This is a genomic window from Shewanella sp. SP2S2-4, assembly GCF_031932025.1.
In the GTDB taxonomy this organism is placed as follows: domain Bacteria; phylum Pseudomonadota; class Gammaproteobacteria; order Enterobacterales; family Shewanellaceae; genus Shewanella; species Shewanella baltica.
On record NZ_JAUOER010000003.1, the window covers coordinates 14,414 to 34,559 of the forward strand.

At 42.8% G+C, this 20,146-nt stretch carries 16 protein-coding genes and 1 tRNA gene; 14 read left to right on the top strand and 3 right to left on the bottom strand.

The features are described from left to right. The first annotated feature begins 183 nt into the window (after positions 1-183). The 8 genes from Q4Q54_RS03775 (at position 184) to Q4Q54_RS03810 (ending at position 14,719) form a co-directional block, all read left to right on the top strand. Positions 184-2,727: an N-6 DNA methylase gene (locus tag Q4Q54_RS03775; protein WP_311987743.1), complete on the top strand. Its 2,544-nt coding sequence runs from the start codon at positions 184-186 to the stop codon at positions 2,725-2,727. Then, complete coding sequence (locus Q4Q54_RS03780; RefSeq protein WP_311987744.1) at positions 2,724-4,112, top strand: restriction endonuclease subunit S; 1,389 nt, start codon at positions 2,724-2,726, stop codon at positions 4,110-4,112. Before Q4Q54_RS03775 ends, Q4Q54_RS03780 begins: the two co-directional genes overlap by 4 nt. Continuing rightward, entirely contained in the window at positions 4,112-5,662 is a 1,551-nt protein-coding gene (locus Q4Q54_RS03785) for a DUF262 domain-containing protein (protein WP_311987745.1), read from the top strand. The genes Q4Q54_RS03780 and Q4Q54_RS03785 overlap by 1 nt, the downstream gene beginning before the upstream one ends. After that, positions 5,655-7,637, top strand: coding sequence for a DUF262 domain-containing HNH endonuclease family protein (locus Q4Q54_RS03790; protein ID WP_311987746.1), 1,983 nt, complete (start codon positions 5,655-5,657; stop codon positions 7,635-7,637). The genes Q4Q54_RS03785 and Q4Q54_RS03790 overlap by 8 nt, the downstream gene beginning before the upstream one ends. Beyond that, positions 7,630-10,821 (top strand): HsdR family type I site-specific deoxyribonuclease, encoded by a 3,192-nt coding sequence (locus Q4Q54_RS03795; RefSeq protein WP_311987747.1) that lies wholly within the window; start codon positions 7,630-7,632, stop codon positions 10,819-10,821. The genes Q4Q54_RS03790 and Q4Q54_RS03795 overlap by 8 nt, the downstream gene beginning before the upstream one ends. Continuing rightward, positions 10,821-11,564: a M48 family metallopeptidase gene (locus Q4Q54_RS03800; RefSeq protein WP_259520423.1), complete on the top strand. Its 744-nt coding sequence runs from the start codon at positions 10,821-10,823 to the stop codon at positions 11,562-11,564. Before Q4Q54_RS03795 ends, Q4Q54_RS03800 begins: the two co-directional genes overlap by 1 nt. Before the next feature lie 1,662 nt (positions 11,565-13,226). Continuing rightward, positions 13,227-14,159, top strand: a complete 933-nt coding sequence (locus Q4Q54_RS03805; RefSeq protein WP_311899134.1) for an MATE family efflux transporter — start codon at positions 13,227-13,229, stop codon at positions 14,157-14,159. Then, the gene (locus Q4Q54_RS03810; protein WP_311987748.1) at positions 14,156-14,719 is read left to right on the top strand and encodes a hypothetical protein; all 564 of its coding nucleotides are present in this window, start codon (positions 14,156-14,158) and stop codon (positions 14,717-14,719) included. The genes Q4Q54_RS03805 and Q4Q54_RS03810 overlap by 4 nt, the downstream gene beginning before the upstream one ends. A gap of 196 nt (positions 14,720-14,915) precedes the next feature. On the opposite strand, the gene Q4Q54_RS03815 is transcribed toward Q4Q54_RS03810, so the two are convergent. Both Q4Q54_RS03815 and punC read right to left on the bottom strand, forming a co-directional pair. Then, positions 14,916-15,006 (bottom strand) — tRNA-Ser (locus Q4Q54_RS03815). Positions 15,007-15,086: 80 nt separating this feature from the next. Continuing rightward, positions 15,087-16,358 (bottom strand): purine nucleoside transporter PunC, encoded by a 1,272-nt coding sequence (punC, locus tag Q4Q54_RS03820; protein ID WP_311987749.1) that lies wholly within the window; start codon positions 16,356-16,358, stop codon positions 15,087-15,089. A 115-nt stretch (positions 16,359-16,473) separates the two neighbouring features. On the opposite strand from punC, the gene punR reads away from it, so the two are divergent. From punR to Q4Q54_RS03850, 6 genes are all read left to right on the top strand, one after another. After that, positions 16,474-17,376 (top strand): DNA-binding transcriptional activator PunR, encoded by a 903-nt coding sequence (punR, locus tag Q4Q54_RS03825; RefSeq protein ID WP_011846842.1) that lies wholly within the window; start codon positions 16,474-16,476, stop codon positions 17,374-17,376. 398 nt (positions 17,377-17,774) lie between these two features. Beyond that, on the top strand, positions 17,775-18,434 hold the full coding sequence (locus Q4Q54_RS03830) for a Bax inhibitor-1/YccA family protein (RefSeq protein WP_220592966.1): 660 nt from the start codon (positions 17,775-17,777) through the stop codon (positions 18,432-18,434). A 69-nt stretch (positions 18,435-18,503) separates the two neighbouring features. Then, positions 18,504-18,893, top strand: coding sequence for a sulfurtransferase complex subunit TusD (gene tusD, locus Q4Q54_RS03835; RefSeq protein ID WP_311899136.1), 390 nt, complete (start codon positions 18,504-18,506; stop codon positions 18,891-18,893). A 14-nt stretch (positions 18,894-18,907) separates the two neighbouring features. Beyond that, positions 18,908-19,264: a sulfurtransferase complex subunit TusC gene (gene tusC / locus Q4Q54_RS03840; RefSeq protein WP_063882974.1), complete on the top strand. Its 357-nt coding sequence runs from the start codon at positions 18,908-18,910 to the stop codon at positions 19,262-19,264. Further along, on the top strand, positions 19,264-19,545 hold the full coding sequence (gene tusB, locus Q4Q54_RS03845) for a sulfurtransferase complex subunit TusB (protein WP_106650510.1): 282 nt from the start codon (positions 19,264-19,266) through the stop codon (positions 19,543-19,545). Before tusC ends, tusB begins: the two co-directional genes overlap by 1 nt. Continuing rightward, positions 19,539-19,877, top strand: coding sequence for a TusE/DsrC/DsvC family sulfur relay protein (locus Q4Q54_RS03850; RefSeq protein WP_006081642.1), 339 nt, complete (start codon positions 19,539-19,541; stop codon positions 19,875-19,877). The genes tusB and Q4Q54_RS03850 overlap by 7 nt, the downstream gene beginning before the upstream one ends. 144 nt (positions 19,878-20,021) lie before the next feature. On the opposite strand, the gene Q4Q54_RS03855 is transcribed toward Q4Q54_RS03850, so the two are convergent. Next, positions 20,022-20,144, bottom strand: coding sequence for a hypothetical protein (locus tag Q4Q54_RS03855; protein WP_006081643.1), 123 nt, complete (start codon positions 20,142-20,144; stop codon positions 20,022-20,024). Between the last annotated feature and the right edge of the window lie 2 nt (positions 20,145-20,146).

Consider the following 20,146-nt stretch of genomic DNA (forward strand, 5'->3'; position numbering starts at 1 on the left):
CTGTATACCGCTGTGGGCATTTTTTACTCAGCAAACCATTCGACGTTTTTCACAAAACTCATTTTCAACGAATGGCTTTCCTCAGCGTTGTTCAAGCTAGGTGCTACAGAACGCGGCTCAAGGTATAACGCTATTACTCGCTGCAACTTCATCGTCAAAATAACTTGCAAGATAGGACGCCACATGGCCATTAAAAAGAACGAACTCTATTCCTCCCTTTGGGCCAGCTGTGACGAACTGCGTGGTGGTATGGACGCCAGCCAATACAAGGATTACGTTCTCACACTCTTGTTTATGAAATACGTTTCCGACAAATATAAAGGCGATCCGTACGGCATGATAGTCGTGCCCAAAGGTGCCAGCTTTGACGACATGATTGCCGCCAAAAACGATAAAGAAATCGGCGATAAACTCAATAAAATCATTGGTAGCTTAGCGGAAGAAAACGATCTTAAAGGCGTTATCGATGTTGCCGACTTTAACGATGAAGACAAGCTCGGCAAAGGCAAGGAAATGGTTGATCGCCTGACTAAGTTAGTCGGGATTTTCCAAGGATTAGATTTAACCGGTAACCGTGCCGATGGTGACGACTTATTAGGGGATGCCTATGAGTATTTAATGCGCCACTTCGCCACCGAATCGGGCAAATCCAAAGGCCAATTCTATACCCCGTCAGAAGTCTCGCAAATTCTGGCTAAAGTGGTTGGTATTCAAAACAATACCCCACAAGATGCCACTGTTTACGACCCCACCTGTGGTTCGGGTTCTTTGCTGTTAAAAGCCAGTAACGAAGCACCACGCGGCTTGTCTATTTTCGGCCAAGAGATGGACAACGCCACCAGTGCACTTGCTCGCATGAACATGATTTTGCACAACAATGCCACAGCTAAAATCTGGAAAGGCAACACCCTTGCCGATCCGCAGTGGAAAGACGGCGCCAATAAACTAAAAACCTTTGACTTTGCCGTGGCTAACCCGCCATTTTCTAACAAAAACTGGACGAGTGGCTTAAACCCACTAAACGATCCCTATGATCGATTTACTTGGGGAACTCCGCCCGAAAAGAACGGTGATTACACTTTCTTACTGCACATCATTACCAGTTTAAAAAGCACAGGTAAGGGCGCAGTCATTCTGCCCCACGGCGTACTGTTTAGAGGCAACGCCGAAGCCAATATTCGTCAAAATCTTATTAAGCAAGGTTACATCAAAGGCATTATTGGTTTACCTGCCAACCTGTTCTACGGCACGGGGATCCCCGCCTGTATTATCGTGATTGACAAAGAGCACGCCCAAAAAGCTGCAGTTCACTTTGGTGAAGCCCTGCAGGGTGAAAGGCCGCTGATTGAAGGGCACGGCAATGACGTGAAAAACAATCAAACTCACATCACCGGCCGTTCCATCTTTATGATTGACGCCAGCAAAGGCTTCATCAAAGACGGCAATAAAAACCGCCTGCGCAGCCAAGACATTCATAAAATTGTCGATGTGTTTAATAAAGGGCTTGAGCTAGAGCGTTTTAGCCGTTTAGTCACGATTGATGAAATTGCCAAAAACGATTACAACCTCAACATACCGCGTTATATCGACTCATCAGAGCCAGAAGATTTACACGATTTAAGCGCCCACTTGCAAGGCGGTATTCCTAATCGCGATATCGATGCCCTGGCGCATTACTGGCAGGTATTCCCTAGTATTCGAGCGACCTTATTTGGTCGTAACCCAGAGCTGCCAGCGCGTGATGGCTACAGCCACTGCATGATAGACGCCAGCAAAGTGAAAGCCAGTATTTTGGCCCATAGCGAGTTTAAAGACTTTGCCAGCCGCAGCTTATTCCCCTTTAAAGCCTGGGTGAAACAAGCTGCGTTAACCGAAATGAGTCTAGGCGACAGCCCTAAAGAGTTAATCCACGACATATCAGAAAGCCTATTAGCCGCCTACGCCAACAGTGAACTGCTGAGCAAGTACGACATCTACCAGATCCTCATGGATTACTGGAGCGACACACTGCAAGATGACGTCTACGTATTAGCGCAAGATGACTGGCAAGCGGGTAAAACCCTGCGTGAGTTAGTCGCAGCCAAAGGTGAAAAGCTTAAAGAAACACCCGATTTAATCATTAACAAGAAAAAATACAAAGCCGAGCTGATCCCACCATGCTTAATCGTGGCGCGTTACTTTGCCGCGGAGCAAACCAAGCTTGATGCCCTTCAAGTCAAACAAGACGAAGCCACTCAAGCCCTCGAAACTTATCTAGAGGAAAATGCCCCTTCTGGAACAGGGAGCGAAGAAGGCTTGCTCGCCGATGCGTTAAACGACAAAGACAAAATAACCAAAGTCAGCGTCGCGGCGCGCCTTAAAGTCGCCACCGATAAAGCGGAAATTGCCGCCCTTAAGCAAGCGACCAAGTTGTTTACCTCTGATGCCAACGCCAAAAAAGCCGTAAAAGAAGCCCAAGAAATCTTGGATTTAGCGGTATTTAAGCAATACCCACATTTGAGCATTGACGAAATTAAAACCCTGATCGTCAACGACAAATGGCTCGCCACATTGCAAGCCAACATCATTGCAGAGATTGAGCGTGTCACTCAGCAAATGGCCAACCGCGTCAAAGAGCTGGAGGAGCGTTACAGCACGCCGCTGCCCACCTTAACAAAATCGGTTGAAGCTTTAAGCGATAAAGTCGCGGGCCACCTCAAAGCCATGGGTTTGGAGTGGACACTATGAGTCAAGCAATAAACCAAGTGATACCAGAAGGGTATAAACAGACTGATATAGGGGTGATTCCAGAAAATTGGGATGTCATTACATTAGATGACGCCGCTAATTTTTTAGATGGCCAAAGGCGACCAGTAAAATCCGGCGACAGAGCAAGGATAAAGGGACAATATCCATATTATGGTGCATCGGGGATTGTTGACTATGTTAATGACTATATCTTTGATGGTGAGTTTATATTATTAGGGGAAGATGGTGAGAACATACTTAGCCGTAATTTACCTCTTGCATTCAGGGCAAATGGGAAAATTTGGGTAAACAATCATGCCCATGTCATGATACCTAAATCCAATTTTCATATCGATTTTTTAACTTCATATCTTGAAAGTTTAGATTATTCGTTGCTTAACTCAGGTACAGCCCAACCTAAGCTCAACAAACAAGCTTGTTTAAATATAAAGGTTCTTCGACCTTCATTAAAAGAACAAACCGCAATAGCTAATGCTTTGTCTGATATTGATGCCTTGCTGAGTGAGTTAGAAAAACTTATCGCCAAAAAACAAGCGATAAAAACCGCCACCATGCAGCAACTGCTCACCGGCAAAACCCGCTTACCGCAGTTTGGCTATTATTCTGATATTAACAGTACAGATGGCGCAGTCGAAGGTAAGCGCAATAATGCATCAGCAACGAATGTTAACGTCGGAGCCTGCGACGACGGCTATCTAGCTTCTCAAGAGAGCGTAGGCATGAATAGCCGACGTAAAGGCACCAAAACCAGCGAACTAGGCGAAATCCCAGAAGATTGGGATATAAAAGCTTTAGGAGAGTTGGTTACCATTCAAAGTGGAGAAAGCCCGTCAAAGTTTCAATTTAAACCTGATGGTGTACCATATTTTAAAGTTGAGCAATTGAATAATGGCTTGGTATACGCAGAAGATACAGAATACCGTATTGACACAAAAAAAGTAGTTAAAGCCAATAGTATAATTTTTCCCAAAAGAGGCGCTTCAATACTCCTAAACAAAATAAGAGTGTTAAAAAACGACAGTTTTATGGATACGAACTTAATGACACTAACTTGTGGGGATAGTCTAGTTAGCCTCTATCTCTATAATATGTTGACCTATCGAGGATTAGATAAAGTTGCAGATACGACATCCATACCTCAAATCAATAATAAGCATATTATTCCATTACTTATTCCAGTTCCTAATATAAAAGAGCAAACCGCGATCGCCACTATTCTCTCGGATATGGATAACGAAATCAAAACCCTCGAGCAACGCTTAAGCAAAACCCGCCAAATCAAACAAGGCATGATGCAAGAACTGCTCACGGGTAAAACCCGCTTGCCGTTTGACAAAGACACAATATCTGAGGTCAGTGTGTAATGAGTAAAAAGGAATTAGTACCACAGGATGTGACGGTAAAATTGGTGAGTTTTAGTCAATTAGCAAACGTAAAAAGTCCATTAGCGTTAGATAGCTACCAACGTGCTTATGTGTGGGGCGAAGATAAGATCATTCAGTTGTTGAATGATTTTGCGGAATTCATCCACACAAATAATGGCGCTAAACAATATTACATGGGCACTTTGCTGCTGCACCAGAAAGTTGGTGTTAAGCAAAACAAGCATTTCGTTATTGATGGCCAACAGCGCTTAACTAGCTTGTCGGTTTTGTATTGGTTGTTATACGGTAAGTTACCAGCGCATATACAGTTTGAATTTCGCTCGTCTCGATCTTTGGTCAATATCCAGCAAGCAAAATGCACTATGCAAGCATGGTTCAAAGAGCAGAAAATTGATAAGGATGCATTTACTAAGGTGTTTAAGCAATTACGCTTCACTGTCATTGCTGTGCAGCGAGAAGACTTAGCCTTTACCTTTTTTGATACTCAGAATAATCGTGGTGTGCCGCTTGGCAGCACAGATTTACTCAAAGCTTACCATTTACGTGCCATTCAAGACGGTAATCTTAAATTGGTCGAGCAATTGCAAAGCCATTGTGCGAGACGTTGGGAGCAAGTTCAACTCCAAGGCGAGTTAGGCAAAACTAGCCAGCATAATGATTTTGCTCCTGAATTATTTCATTATTATTTGTGGCGTGGCCGTAATTGGACTGGCAATCAAGTAGAAGAGCTAGAAAGTAAAGATGAAATGCTTAAGCATTTCGGTGAGCACAGCAAAAAAGCCATTATTGGAGAAGTGGCGCTGTACTGTGCAGGAACAAACCAATGGGGGAAAAGCCTTACATTAACTACCACCAATGACTATTCGTTAACGCCAGCAAAACAACATATTGGCCAACAAGCGGCTTATTTACCTTTTGCTTTGCGCCAGCCCATTAGCCAAGGTGTAGGTTTTTTTCTCTATGCTGAAAAATATGCCTCAATGCTCAATGTGTTATTTCATCAGCCATCTGATAGCCCTGAATTGTTAGCACTACAAGGTTTTTATAATGACGTTGTTTCAACCTTATCTGCTTATTTACAGAGTCTATTCCGCTTAGCGGTTTTGACATATTTCGACAGGTTAGGCAGCGAGGGATTGTTACGATTTGCTATTTGGTTAGATCATCGTTTGGGCGCAATTCGATTAACACAGGCCGACATCCGCCGTGAAACGCCACTTAAATTTCTACGGGATGCAAAACAGAATCTACTCGATGTGCTTGCCTACGCCTACGACAACGATGATGTGATCCGTTTTTTACGGCAAAGTGATGTGAGCAATGCGTATGCAAGCAATGATGGATGGCAAGTACAAATTAAGAATAACCGCTTAGTCCAAGAGCGTTATGCGTCTGCTGTTGCAGGTTATTTTAATGTTCGAGATTTGAGAGATAAGACAAACCAACATATTGAAAACACGATTACACATAAACTCAGTCAAGTGAGTGTAGAGAAACTCGGTGTACAGCAGGGAGCTTGTCATGTCTAAATTCGAGTCAGATTTAATTACTTTAGAAGACGTAATTAAAAATGAGTATTTCTTTAATATCCCCATTTATCAGAGACTGTACGTCTGGGGAAAAGAACAAATTCACAGCTTGTTGGATGATATTGTAACTGCCTGGCAAGAAGATAAAAATGAGTTTTATCTAGGCGGCACCTTAGTTATAGAAAGGACATCACAGAATACGACTGACACAAGTAAACTCTATGATCTCATTGACGGACAGCAACGTTTTACCACCTTATGGCTGATAAGCGTGGTACTGGGTGAGCATCTTACTGAGTATCGACAAGTGCAAACTGAGCAAGGTGTTCGCCCACGGATAAACTTTGCCATTCGCCCTCAAGTCACTGAATTTTTTGAAAAGTTGTGTAAAGTATCCTTACCGCAAGCTAAACAGTTAGAAGATGCGCTTCAATATATCAAGTCTTATTTTGACAATGCTGAAGTCAAGGTAGATAAAGTTACTTTAACTGATTTTATTCTCACGAAAGTTCAGATGATATTAACAAAAGTCCCTAAAGAGACAGATTTAAATAAATTATTTGAAGTGATTAATAATCGTGGAGTGCAGTTACAGCATCATGAAATTCTAAAAGCTAAGCTACTTGAAAGCATAGACTCAAAAGAACGTGAAGCTTATGCACAGTTGTGGGATGCATGCTCAGACATGAACGGTTACATTGAGCGCCATTTACGCGCAGCCACCCAAGTTAATACCCTTTCTTTATACGAAAGTAAAATCGAATCATACGTTTATCAACGCGAACAACTCAGTAAAGCCAAATATGTCATTGAGAGCTTAAAGCAAAACAAGCAGCATATTGAAACCAAGCCTATGAGTTTGGAAGCCATTTTAAAGAACAAAAATAGTTTCACCTCGAATGACTCTGAACCTGAAGACGAAGTTGATGATGGTTTACCCGACAGGGTATCAAGCATCATTACTTTTTCAATGCTTTTACAACATACATTGCGGATATATTTACAGCAAAGTGGCAAGTTCGAACATAAAGACATCAACAAAGTTTCTGATAAAGATCTATTGCAAATATTCAAATTACACTGGCTTAAATTTCAACCTAACAGTGAGCAAGTGAAGCAATTTTTCGAACTGGTTTGGGAAGTACGCTATCAATTTGATAAGCACATCATAAAATGGGTACTAGTTGAAGAAGACAAACAACATGCTATTCGTAGAATATACGTCAATCGGAATACAAAGAAAAAAACCGAATATTTACAACGTTATTCCACCGATGCAGATCCAGATTTTGCACTTTTACAGAGTATGCTGTATCACTCACAGCAAATGACAACTCAATATTGGTTAACACCATTACTTAATTTTTTGTTAAAAAACAATGAGAAAAATGCACTTTACTATTTGCAGCATCTTGATAATCATTTGCTATGTAGTGTGGCTGACGCCCCTTTGATTGAACGTACTCATCGTTATTTAGTGAATTGCTGGCATAAAGAGAAAGTGTTAAACGCGGCTAAAAGCCTTAACCAACCCTACGATAATGGGACTCAATATCCGCATTATTGGTTTTACAAACTTGAATACGTCCAGTATCTCAAACTCAAAGCTAAAAAAAGTAATCTTGTCGATAATTTTAGAATGACAGCTAAAAACTCGGTTGAGCATGTCACGCCGCAAAATCCTAGAATTCCGCAAGATGCAATACCTGCTAATTTACTTCACACTTTTGGGAACTTAGCCTTAGTCACTGGAAGTATTAACTCTGAAATGACCGATGATGGTTTTACTATCAAAAAAGCTAAATTCGAAGAAAGACATAAAGGTAAAGGTGTGTCGCTTAAGCTTGAAGATATATATTCAAATAAACAGTGGAAAAAAGATGAAATCAGGCACCATCATCAAAAAATGATTAGCGACTTTAATCTTTATATTAAAAAGGTGAATGACAAAACAACGGAGTTGTTGAATGAGTAATGTCGGCCAAAAGGAACGTGCCACCCAAAACCGTGTGGTCAAATTCTTTCAAAATGAATTGGGCTATCGCTATTTAGGTGATTGGAAGGATAGACAAGCTAACCGTAATGTTGAAAGCCATATATTAGCCAATTGGCTGGCCGATCGCGGCATATCAGAGCTACTGATCAATCGTGCATTACGTAAACTGGATATTGCAACTGCGTTGGGTGAAGGCAAAAAACTCTATGATGCCAATAAAGAGGTGTATCGCTTATTACGTTATGGCGTGAAAGAGAAAGAGGGCGCAGGTGAGCAAAATCAAACGGTTTGGCTGATTGATTGGCAACACCCTGAAGCGAATGATTTTGCTATTGCTGAAGAAGTGACAGTGAAGGGGGATCAGCTATCGCCCAAAACAAAACGTCCCGATCTGGTACTGTATGTCAATGGTATTGCCCTTGGGGTGATTGAGCTAAAGCGCTCGTCTGTTTCTGTGAGTGAAGGGATACGCCAGAATCTCGATAATCAAAAGAAAGACTTTATCCGCAATTTTTTTACGACCATGCAACTTGTCATGGCAGGCAATGATACCCAAGGTGTGCGCTACGGCACGATTGAAACCACCGAGAAATACTATCTTGAGTGGAAAGAAAATGTGGAATGGAAAGATCCTGCCATTATCACGAGTGTGGATAAAACAGAAAATGCGAGCACTTTACTGGATTCGCACTTAGGCCAGCTTTGTAATAAATCGCGGTTTTTACAACTGATCCACGACTTTATTGTATTTGATTCTGGGGTAAAAAAGACCTGCCGTCATAATCAATACTTTGGTATTCAAGCCGCCAGAAAACACATTAAGTCACGCCATGGTGGAATCATTTGGCACACCCAAGGTTCAGGCAAGAGCTTGACCATGGTGTGGTTGGCTAAGTGGATCCGTGAAAATGTCGCCGATTCTCGGGTGTTGATCATTACAGACAGAACCGAACTCGACGAGCAGATTGAAAAAGTCTTTATCGGTGTTGATGAATTTATTTACCGTACTAAAAGTGGCAGTGATTTAGTCGCCAGCCTAAATAAGCCCAATCCTTGGTTATTATGCTCATTGGTACATAAATTTGGCCGCAATGGCGAAGCGCTAGATGACAATGCTGGAGTGGGAGGCGATGACGATGCAACCGACGATTTTATTGCAGCAATGACCCGTAACTTGCCAAAAGACTTTAGCGTTAAAGGCAACTTGTTTGTTTTTGTTGACGAGTGTCATCGTACTCAGTCTGGCAAGTTGCATACGGCAATGAAATCTCTGCTTAGTGGTAAAGAGTGGCCTGAAGCCATGTTTATCGGTTTTACGGGCACGCCATTAATGAAAAAGGATAAGAAAAAATCCTTTGAAATCTTCGGCCCTTACATTCATACCTACAAGTTTAATGAAGCTGTACTTGATGGTGTGGTGCTGGATTTACGCTACGAAGCCAGAGATATCGATCAGCATTTAACATCAGAGAAAAAAATTGATCAGTGGTTTGAGGCTAAAACCAAGGGATTGTCTCACCTAGCGAAAATGCAGCTAAAACAAAAATGGGGCACGATGCAAAAAGTGCTCTCCAGTAAATCACGGCTCGAAAAAATCGTTAGCGATATCTTAATGGATATGGAACTTAAACCACGATTGATGGACGGCCGAGGCAATGCCATGTTGGTGTGTGCTAGCGTGCATCAAGCCTGTGTTGTCTATGATCTGTTTAGTAAAACTGACTTACATGACAAGTGCGCGATTGTCACCAGCTATCAGCCTGTTGCCGGTTCAATTAAGGGTGAGGAGTCGGGAGAAGGGTTAACAGAAAAACTGTTTAAGTACGATGTATACCGAAAAATGCTGGCGAGTTACTTCGAACAATCAGAAGATGAAGCGGCTAAAAGAGTCGAAGAGTTTGAAAAAGAGGTTAAAAAGCGTTTTATCGACGAACCTGGTCAAATGCGTTTATTGATTGTGGTTGATAAGCTACTGACGGGTTTCGATGCGCCTTCTGCGACATATTTATACATTGATAAGTCGATGGCCGATCATAACTTATTCCAAGCAATTTGTCGGGTGAATCGACTCGATGGTGAGGATAAAGAATATGGTTATATCATTGACTATAAAGATTTATTTAGGTCATTAGACAAAGCATTAAAAGACTACACCGCCGAAGCGTTTGACGCTTATGATGTTGAAGATGTTGCTGGTTTATTGAAGGACAGATTAGTGCAGGCGAGGGAAGATCTCGATAATGCACTGGAGACTGTACGGGCGATTTGCGAACCCGTTGAAACGCCTCGTCATACTCAAGATTTTATTCATTATTTTTGTGGCAAATCTGGTGTTAGCTATGATGCGGACACTAGAAGCGAACAAGAAACACTGCGCCTGACACTCTATACTGCGGTCGCTAAGCTGCTCCGCGCTTACGCCAATTTAGCCAATGAAATGGAGCAAGCGGGTTACACCACAGAAGAATCTATCCAGATCAAAGCTGAAGTCGTGTTCTATGAGAAAGTGCGCGATGAAGTGAAGCTTGCCAGCGGTGATTTACTCGAAATGAAGCGCTTTGAACCGGCAATGCGTCACTTGCTCGATATGTATATTCGAGCAGATGACAGCGAAGTGTTAATGGATTTTGAAGACTTCGGGCTAATCGATTTAGTGATCAATAACAACGGGGAGGGCATGGATCAACTCCCAAAAGGATTGCGCGATAATGAAGATGCTATGGCGGAAGCCATTGAGAATAACGTCCGTAAAACCATAGTGGATGAAAATCCAGTTAACCCTAAATATTTTGACCAGATGTCGACATTGCTCGAAGAGCTAATAAAACAGCGCCGAGAAAAAGCACTGAATTATCAAGAGTATTTAGAAAAAATCCGTGAACTGGCCAAAAAAGTGGTTAATCCTGTTGGCGCGAGTCAATCTAGCTATCCGGATTCTATTGATACCGCAGCTAAACAAGCTATTTTCGATAACTTTGGTAATGATGAAGTATTAACCACCAAAATAGATACTGCAGTTCGCTTTACTAAGAGAGCGGATTGGCTAGGTGATCGATTTAAGGAACGTGAAATTGCTAATGCAATCCGTGAAGAAACTGCCAGTTATGGCATTGATGTGGCTGCAATAATGGAGCTTATTAAAGCACAGAAGGAATACCATTAATGCCGTCAACACATCCTTTAGATGAGACTTTTTCAATCGAAGTGCGCGGCATAGAAATAGTGGTTAATCGCAAGAATATTAAAAACTTACATTTGAGCGTATTACCTCCGGATGGAAGAGTAAGAGTGTCAGCTCCTATTCATACGTCAGAGCAAGCGATACGTTTAGCTGTTATAGGCAAGTTAGCCTGGATTAAAAAGCAACAAAGGGATTTTGTTACCCAACCTAGGCAATCAAGTCGCGAAATGGTTAACGGTGAGAGCCATTACCTATGGGGACAAAGATACCGCTTAAGTATGGTTGAGACGACTGGCAGACACCTTGTGAGTCTTAAAGGCGTGTCGAAGTTAGTCATTGCGGTATCAACGGATACTTCAACAGAAAATCGCTTGAAACTCCTTAACGGATTTTATCGATTGGAAATGCAACAAAGGATTTTGCATCTACTCGAGATATGGCAAGAGCGTTTAGGTGTAGAAGCAAACTACATCGGCATTAAGAAAATGAAAACCAAATGGGGCAGCTGTAATATTCAGGCAAAACGCATTTGGTTAAACCTAGAGTTAGCCAAAAAACCGCCAGAATGCCTTGAATACATTTTGGTTCATGAACTGACTCATTTACTTGAACGTCATCATAACGAAAGATTTCGCGCCATCATGGACAAGCAAATGCCAAATTGGCGAGAGCATCGTAATTTACTCAATAGTCTGCCATTGGCCTATGAAGATTGGCAATATTGATACCAGTCAAAAAGAACGCGCTGCTACGTAAATAATTGAGGGCTATGCCAGCCAACACGCTAAAGAATTCACGTAGCGACGCGACATACAAGCCTCTAAACTTCATTTTCAAAACTTAAGTTGCATAATTTCAGTTATTTAGGTGGTATTGATAACTTCAAGCAATGGATTGTTATACTTAGAACAAACCTTTACAAAGATTGATGGGCGAGGGCGGATAAGGGAGATAGTAGTAACGTAGTCATGACTCGATTTTATTTGAACTATGCAATTAAGACTTAGTCCAATTTTAGCAACTAATGAGGGAAGGCGTACCAAGATATAGCTCATCAATGTTTTATTGAGTATGAAATTCTTGGGGTTTAAAGAGTATAAAGTGGGCCATGCGCTGAGATTTACTAGCTTCGCAATTCGCAACAAGTTAGGGCCGTGTATCTTCGACATACACAGTTTTTGTTGTCCATCATGATTCAATCAGATGAATACAGTTTGTTACTATGTGCATAAGCTATTATTCAAGAAAAATACAGTTTTACGCTAATGCCGATAACGTCATTTATCGGCATTCTTGGAGACTCAGATAACACTATTAAACCGTTCAATGAACTCATTATGTACTGACACATTTATACACAGGAACTCAGTCGCTCAGTTCATTTCTAAAAATTTCATGTATCAATCAGTGCATTTATAGCCGGTAAGACAAATGTATCACTTAGCCAGAGTTTAGGTCGCTTTAACATCCGCTTCGATAGAGTCATATCATATCTTCGAACTTGAAGGCTTCTGCATAAGTAAATCTGCTTTAAAGCTGTTACTGCGCGTTTTACATGATTTCTTTCGCATATGGTTACACAAAATCTAAAAGCATTCACGTAGAGACGCGAAAATCCAATAGCTCAGTGACATCTTCGATATCAGACTTTAGATGAAAACTTCAATCTAATCGAATAAGAAACCGTCCGTAATTTTTATCTGAATATCCATTTGCTAATCCTAGCTAGTCAAACAGCAAAAAATATCAGCAGGTTAGCTTGCGGCCTAGATTCATGTTCATCATAAAGGTAAATCTCAGTCTGCCGCGAAATCTCATTCTGAGTGGCCACGAACACACACACGGGTGAAATATAATAAACATTAGCCATATTTAACATAATATACATTGTGCGCAGTTTTGTATGGAAGGGATAAGGATGCCGATAATGTGTCGTTATCGGCATTAGCGCGTCTATCTCTGAAACAATGAAATGTTTGCTTTCCGACGTGACGGCTTCGTGTTTCAGGCTTCTTGTTTTTATTCATTTATATACTCTAAAAAATAAACAAGACCCTTTAATAGGCTATTTTTGCCACTGGGTAACTCAATCCATTTATGCCGACTAACTGATAAATACATCACCTGCCGAGACTCTTTTGATAATTATTCAGCAAAGGAATGTTTTGCGCTGGTGATGAGCCAGTCCATGTTGGGCCGACCTATGGCAATACTGGTTGGATTGGGTGGTTTTATCCGCTAAAACGGAAATTAAACTTCAGGGTAATGATGAGTTTATCATTCGCATTACTCCTAAAAGTTAAGCGCAAGCGCTCAGCTAAACAAACATTCTAAAGAAGCATTTTAAGAAATTATTTCAAGAAACCATTTTCATTGCCGTTTTGGAGATGGGCGTAAGTGGTGCGGCGTGGGCAACGGTGGCGGGCCAATGTGTGAGCCTATTTATCGCCGTCGTTTATTTTGTCCCCAATAACCGCTTTGCCAATAAGCAGGCGCTTCATAGGCAAGCTGCCCAGCCTATTTGTTTTAGAATAGAGCAGATAAAGCTCAACCTCACTGAGATAAAAGCGATTCTTGGCTTGGGTAGCCCAATACTATTGTCATATCTTGGGATTGCCTGCGTGATCTCATTGGTAAATCATATTTTAGTCAGTCAATTAGCCAATGTAGTGCCCAATACGCCAGCGGCGAATGAGGTCGCGTACATGATCAGCGCTTATGGTTTGATCGGCCGCTTTAATATTTTTATCGCCCTGCCGCTCATGGCTCTCACCAGTGCAGCACAAACGATCAGTGCCTATAACTATGGGGCGATGGCATCTTCTCGGGTGTTAGCGTGTGCTAAATGGGGAATCGTCTTGACCTGCTGTTATCTGAGTGTGGTGACAATCATATTTATGGGGTTTCCTACCTCGGTATTTGGTGTTTTCACCGATAATCACTCACTCATTGCCGCCTGTGTTAAGATTTCGAGTGTGACGTTTATCGCCTTACCTTTGGCGGGGTTCACAGGTATTGCGATTGCTATGTATCAAGGCACAAACCGCCCTAAGCTTGCATTGCTATTATCTGGGATAAAAATCTATGGTTTATTACTGCCCCTGCTGGTTCTGTTACCTCAACTATCCTTCGCAGATATTTCATTTATCACAGGTGCATTAAACATTAAGATCATGCCAAACGCTTTGATTGAGTTATGGATGGCCTTTCCAATCGCGGACATCTTAGCTTGTCTCTTGAGTTTATTGATCATCAGTATTTGGCCTTTCATTCACGTGCCGCAAGCAAATCGAGTCAGTCGTGGAGGTAATGCAAATTGAAGTTAACCAAAATGAAAGACTCAAGCGCCATCGCATTAAATGAAACTAAAATTCGCGCTAAGAAGCTGTTCAAAGCTTGTCAGCAGGATGAGCCGTCTGCCAAGCAAAGAGTCGCGACCTTAATGGCGAAGTTGGGCATCCTACACTCAGAACTCCAGCTTAAGCATTGCCAACAAGTGATTGCACGTGAGCTAGGGTTTATCGATTTTCATCATTGCCAGCGAGTCCTGTCGGGTCAAGCCATACTCGGGGATGATTGGGGAAACTTATTCCATACTAAGCAATGCGATACGCTACTCAATCATTGGTTTACAGGTTATTTAGCCGCGCGTGATTTTAATGCACAAGCTGAAGGCACACTGTTACTCCCCTTCAAGAAGCAGTTTTTTGTGGTGGAGCGGCAGGATTACTGTAATGCGCTGAATTTGTCGATAATTTCGCAGCAGGTGGATAGCGTCGGCGAACCGACTATCCTGAGGGATCTGGTGAGTAGTTATGCTAATGCAGACTGGAACGCCTTTGCGCTGGCCATGATCCAACACAAACTACCCAAGGTTTAATGATGGCTGAGATTGTCAGTGCATCATCTTGAATGAGCAAATCTAGAGCTAAATGATAAAAACAGCAAGGCCATCAGTGCTGACGGCCTTGTTGGTGAAATATGCTGGAGGCACTGCGTTTCGAATCAGAAACTCAAAGCTAGAATCGCTAAAATGCAAAAAGCCGCTAATTGCTTAGCGGCTTTTTGACTGAATATGGCGGAGGAGTAGGGATTTGAACCCTAGGTGGGCTATAAACCCACGCCGGTTTTCAAGACCGGTGCATTAAACCACTCTGCCACCCCTCCGAACGAGGCGCATAATATAAGTAAGTGTATTGACTGTAAAGCACTAACTCTCAATTATGTGCCGATTGTTGCTATTACACTCAATCCGCTGGATTTTGCTTCACATCGGCCACTATGCCAACACGTGCGGGATCTGGCTTAGTGAAATGTTTGGCAAAATCACCCCACCCTTGTTGGCTCTTCAGCACATAGCCGACCACAACTAAGATAGCGCAACATAGGATGCCCCAACCGATCGCTACTTCACCTAGGCTTGCCCACATAGCGACTAAGCTAGATGCACCAAAGGCAATGCTTATCTGCAAGAAGTTCTGTAATCCTGCGGCCTTAGCGGCATTCTGACTAAACTGCTGTAGCGCGCTGTTCACGACTATCGGGTAAATTGCACCATTAGCTGCGGCCAAAATAGAGAACGAAATAAGCAGTGGGAATATCGTGCTTGCTGGGAAAATCAGCGTGAACATGATGATCGAAATAACGCAGGCTGCAAAAATCGACAACAAGATATTCAGCGTTTGATGCCCACCAATGCGTTTTATCAGTAACTTACTCGCATAACCACCGACAATAAACATAATGGTTTGCGGGATAAAGCTAAGGCCGATTTCAGTTGGCAGATAACCATGCATCTCCATCACAATTGGCCATACAGTTAGGTAAGCAAAGAAAGCACCGGAACAGGCGCCGAAGATCACGACGTTGCCTAAATAGCGGGTGTTTTTCAAAATTTGCCCATAAGATACTGCAGCATGATCACTGTGCGTATGCTGACGCTTGCCTGGCACAAAATACAAGGTCATCAATATCAGTAGAAAAGCGATAACACACAAAGAGATAAAGATTGCACGCCAGCCTAATTCGTTCAGAATGTAAGCGCCAAGGATCGGTGCTAATGCAGGCGATAATGCAACCAGTGGCATAATGTTGCTGAAAATACCTTGGGCTTTATCGGCATCATATTGTTCAACCACAATCGCTTGCCAAATAACCCCTGCACTACAGGCGCCAATCGCTTGGAAGAAGCGCGCGGTATTGAGCATGAATATAGAATCACTGTTGGCAATAAACACGCTGGCAATGGCAAACACCACTAAACCAAAAATCAGTGCCCAACGTTTGCCGATTTTATTGACTAAGGGGCCGTAAAGTAGTTGGCCTAGGGCAAGACCCGCAAGGAAACAGGTCAGCGACATCGCCACCTGTGATGGGGTACTGCTAAATGAGCCTTCAATTGCTTTGAAGGCAGGCAAATACATGTCAGTGGCAATAAAACCGAGCATGCTCAACATGGCTAAATAGAATAGAAACATAAAGAACTTTATGTTTACAAAGGCGTTACTAGAAGTTTTCATAATATATTTGGGTCGGATTGACTAAAGCGTGCAGTCTAATGACTTGTTAAATCTATTGGAAACGTTTATTTTTGACTTGTGCTATCAATTATTTTCATCGGAATGGACGTCAGCTATGCTCTCAGAACAAGCGCTAGAACTCATTGATATTGTGGCTCGTGTAGGAAGTTTCACCGCAGCGGCGAATCGGCTGCATAAAGTGCCCTCTGCCGTGAGCTACGCGGTCAAGCAAATAGAAGAAGAACTCGGCGTCATTCTTTTCGAACGTCATCATCGCAGCGTAACCTTAACGCCTGCGGGTGAGCATTTTGTAAAGCAAGCCAGAACCTTGCTTACGCAGATGGATGAGATGAAACGTGGCACGCAGCGCGTAGCAAACGGTTGGCAACCGACCTTGTCCATCGCACTGGATAATATCGTCCGCGCCGATAGGATCAGCGTATTGATTGCTGACTTTTACCGTCATTTCCATGATATTGAATTAATTATTCGCATTGAGGTCTTTAACGGGGTTTGGGAAGCGCTCGCCACGGGTCGCAGTGATATCGCCATTGGTGCCACAACCGCAATTCCAGTCGGCGGCGTGTACCAATATAAAGACATGGGCGATATTGAGTGGGCATTTTTAGTTAGCAAAAATCATCCATTGGCCAATATTGACCGCCCGCTCAGCGACGATGAACTGCGCCCTTTCCCCTCGATTTGTCTAGAAGATACCTCGCGGGAAATCCCCAAACGCATGACTTGGCTGCTCGAAAATCAACGCCGCCTCGTTGTACCCGATTGGATCCGCGCCATTAACTGTTTCCGCGAAGGTTTAGGCGTTGGTTATATGCCAGTGCACTTAGCAAGTGTGTTTATTAAAGCGGGTGCGCTGGTTGAGAAACAGCTAGAAAATCCGAAACAGACCAGCCCTTGTTGCCTCGCGTGGAATGCCGACAAGATGTCGCCCGCGCTCGCTTGGGTGCTGGAATATCTGGGCGATACTGAAAAATTACATAAAGAGTGGCTGGCTTAAGCTTGGTTTAAACTCAATATGTTGATCTCGTCCTTATACTTGGCATTGAAATTAGCATTGGACTGTCTTTGAAATCGGTATTGAACTTGGAATTGGCAGTAAGTTCAGTGGGCGTATTTATCAAGCCTATTCAGTTTTAACGCCGAATTCATGTGCTTATTGGATAAATATACGGATAGCACCAACCTTAGCCAAACGCTTAGCACTTAAGATTGATATGTGTGGCGAGGCAAAATTTTTAAGATTAACAATTTGTTATTCATGGTTCTATGACTTTCACCCGTATCTCAGGTACGGTATCATGAATGCAGTTAAGTTCGTTTTAGGATTTTACGGGAACTTAGTGTGCTGTAAAAAATCAAAACGATCAGTTCGGAAATGTGTCAACGGAGATCAACATGACCCAAGAAACCTTATATTCGACGAGTGCGTCAACACTGGAAGTGAACAAACTTCTTAAAAACACTTATATGCTGTTGTCTATGACATTGGCCTTCTCTGCCCTGTGCGCTGGCTTGGCAATGGCATTAAATATCAGTCCATTAATGTCTATCGGCTTATCCATTGGTGGCCTAGTCTTGCTATTTGTCACTTTACGTAAAGCTGAATCTGCAGCGGGTATCTTCTGGGTGTTTGCCTTTACGGGTATGGAAGGCGCGTCACTGGGCTACATGCTGAATCACTACGCGGGTATGGCAAACGGCCCGCAGCTGATCATGCAAGCACTGGGGTTAACGTCAGTGATTTTCGTTGCGTTATCAGCCTATGCCGTGACCACTAAGAAAGATTTCTCTTTCCTACGAGGATTCTTGTTCGCCGGCTTGATTGTGGTGATTGCCGCTGCCGTAATTAATATCTTTATGGGTAACAGCGTGGCCTTTATGGCGATTAACGCTGGTATTGCATTATTGATGACGGGTTTTATCCTGTTTGATACTAGCCGTATTGTGAACGGCGGCGAGACGAACTACATTCGCGCAACTATCTCATTATACTTAGATTTCTTAAACCTCTTCATCGCGCTATTGCACCTTATGGGCATAGGTAACGATGACTAATCCTAGTTAGCGATTTTTAGCTTAACTTGCGTTAGAATGGCCCTACTTTTAGGGCCATTTTTATTTTAAATGAGCAAATTTATTATCCAAGTGAACGGGCCCGCTTATGGCACGTCGGCGAGTGTTAACGCCTTACGCTTTGCCCAAGCGGCACTTTTGGCTGGGCATCAGATTATCTGTGTGTTTTTTTATCAAGACGGCGTGTATAACTCCACAGATTTAAGCTTACCCGCCTCCGATGAAAACGATGTGATCAGTGACTGGAAACAGCTCGCGCAATCGCATCAGATCCAGTTAGTTAATTGCGTTTCAGCAGCGCTGCGCCGTGGGATTGTGAGTAAGCAAGATGCCAGCGAGAATGGCCTGAGCCACTGGAATGTGGGTGAGTCATTTATCATGGGCGGTTTAGGCGAGCTTGTCACAGGCATTGAATCGGCCGATCGTTTGATCAGTTTTTAACTTTCAGGGTGACTATGAAAAAATTGTGTATCCTATTTCGCTGTTCGCCACACGGTACTGTTCGTGGCCGCGAAGGTTTAGATCTCGCCCTGCTGAGTGCCAGCTTTGAGCAAGAAGTGAGTTTAGTGTTTGTCGATGAAGGTGTGCTGCATTTGATTAAAGATCAACAACCTGAGCTAATTGGCGCTAAAGATTACATCTCCACCTTTAAAGCACTGCCGCTGTATGATATCGAGTCGGTATTTGTCTGTAAGCAATCCTTAGCCGACTACGGCTTAAGCCATGGTTTACTGTCAGTTCCTGTTACTGTGGTCAACGATGAAGCCATCGCTGCCCATTTAAAACAGGTTGATGAGGTCTTAGTATTCTGATGATTTTACATCATATTCAAACATCTCCCAGCCGAGATAGTGCGTTGAAACTCTGCTTACGTTACGCCTGTAAGGAAGATGCGATTCTACTATCGAGCGATGGCGTGAACGCGTTACTGCTGCGTCAATGGGCAATGGCATTATCGCCCTTCAAGCTCATGGTCTTAAAAGACGATGTCATCGCTCGCGGCCTATCTGAGCGTTTAAAGAACGTGACGCTTATCGATTACAATGAATTTGTGGCTCAATCATTACTCCATGACAAGGTGATAACGTGGTAAATCCATTGCAATTTAATGGCGCAGAAATCGCCCGTGACCATCAAGGTTATTTAAAAGATCTCAACGATTGGCAACCAGATATGGCTTTACTATTGGCGGCAGAAGAGCAAATCGTGCTTACGCCCGCCCATTGGGAAGTGATTAACTTTGTTCGCGATTTTTATCTTGAATACAAAACGAGCCCTGCTATTCGCGTATTAGTCAAAGCTATTGGCCAAGCTTTAGGTCCAGACAAAGGCAATTCAAAATACTTATATACCTTGTTCCCTATTGGCCCAGCAAAACAAGCGACAAAAATTGCAGGCCTGCCAAAGCCAGCTAAATGCATTTAATGGTATTGGGTTAAGTCATCACACTTAACTCGATATCGAACGTAAGCGTCAAATGTGAGCATTGAACATCAATGTGGCACAAACAAAAAGGCATGTTCCCTTGGGAAACATGCCTTTCTTTTTACTTGAACAAAGTTAATAGGGTTATTTGACGTTTTCTAACACAACCCAGACGGCTTTGCCTATGGTCGCCAACATCACCGCAAAAAATACTGCAATGACAGCGGTATAGGAAAGCCAACGGAGATAGCGCTGGCCTTTATCCATAG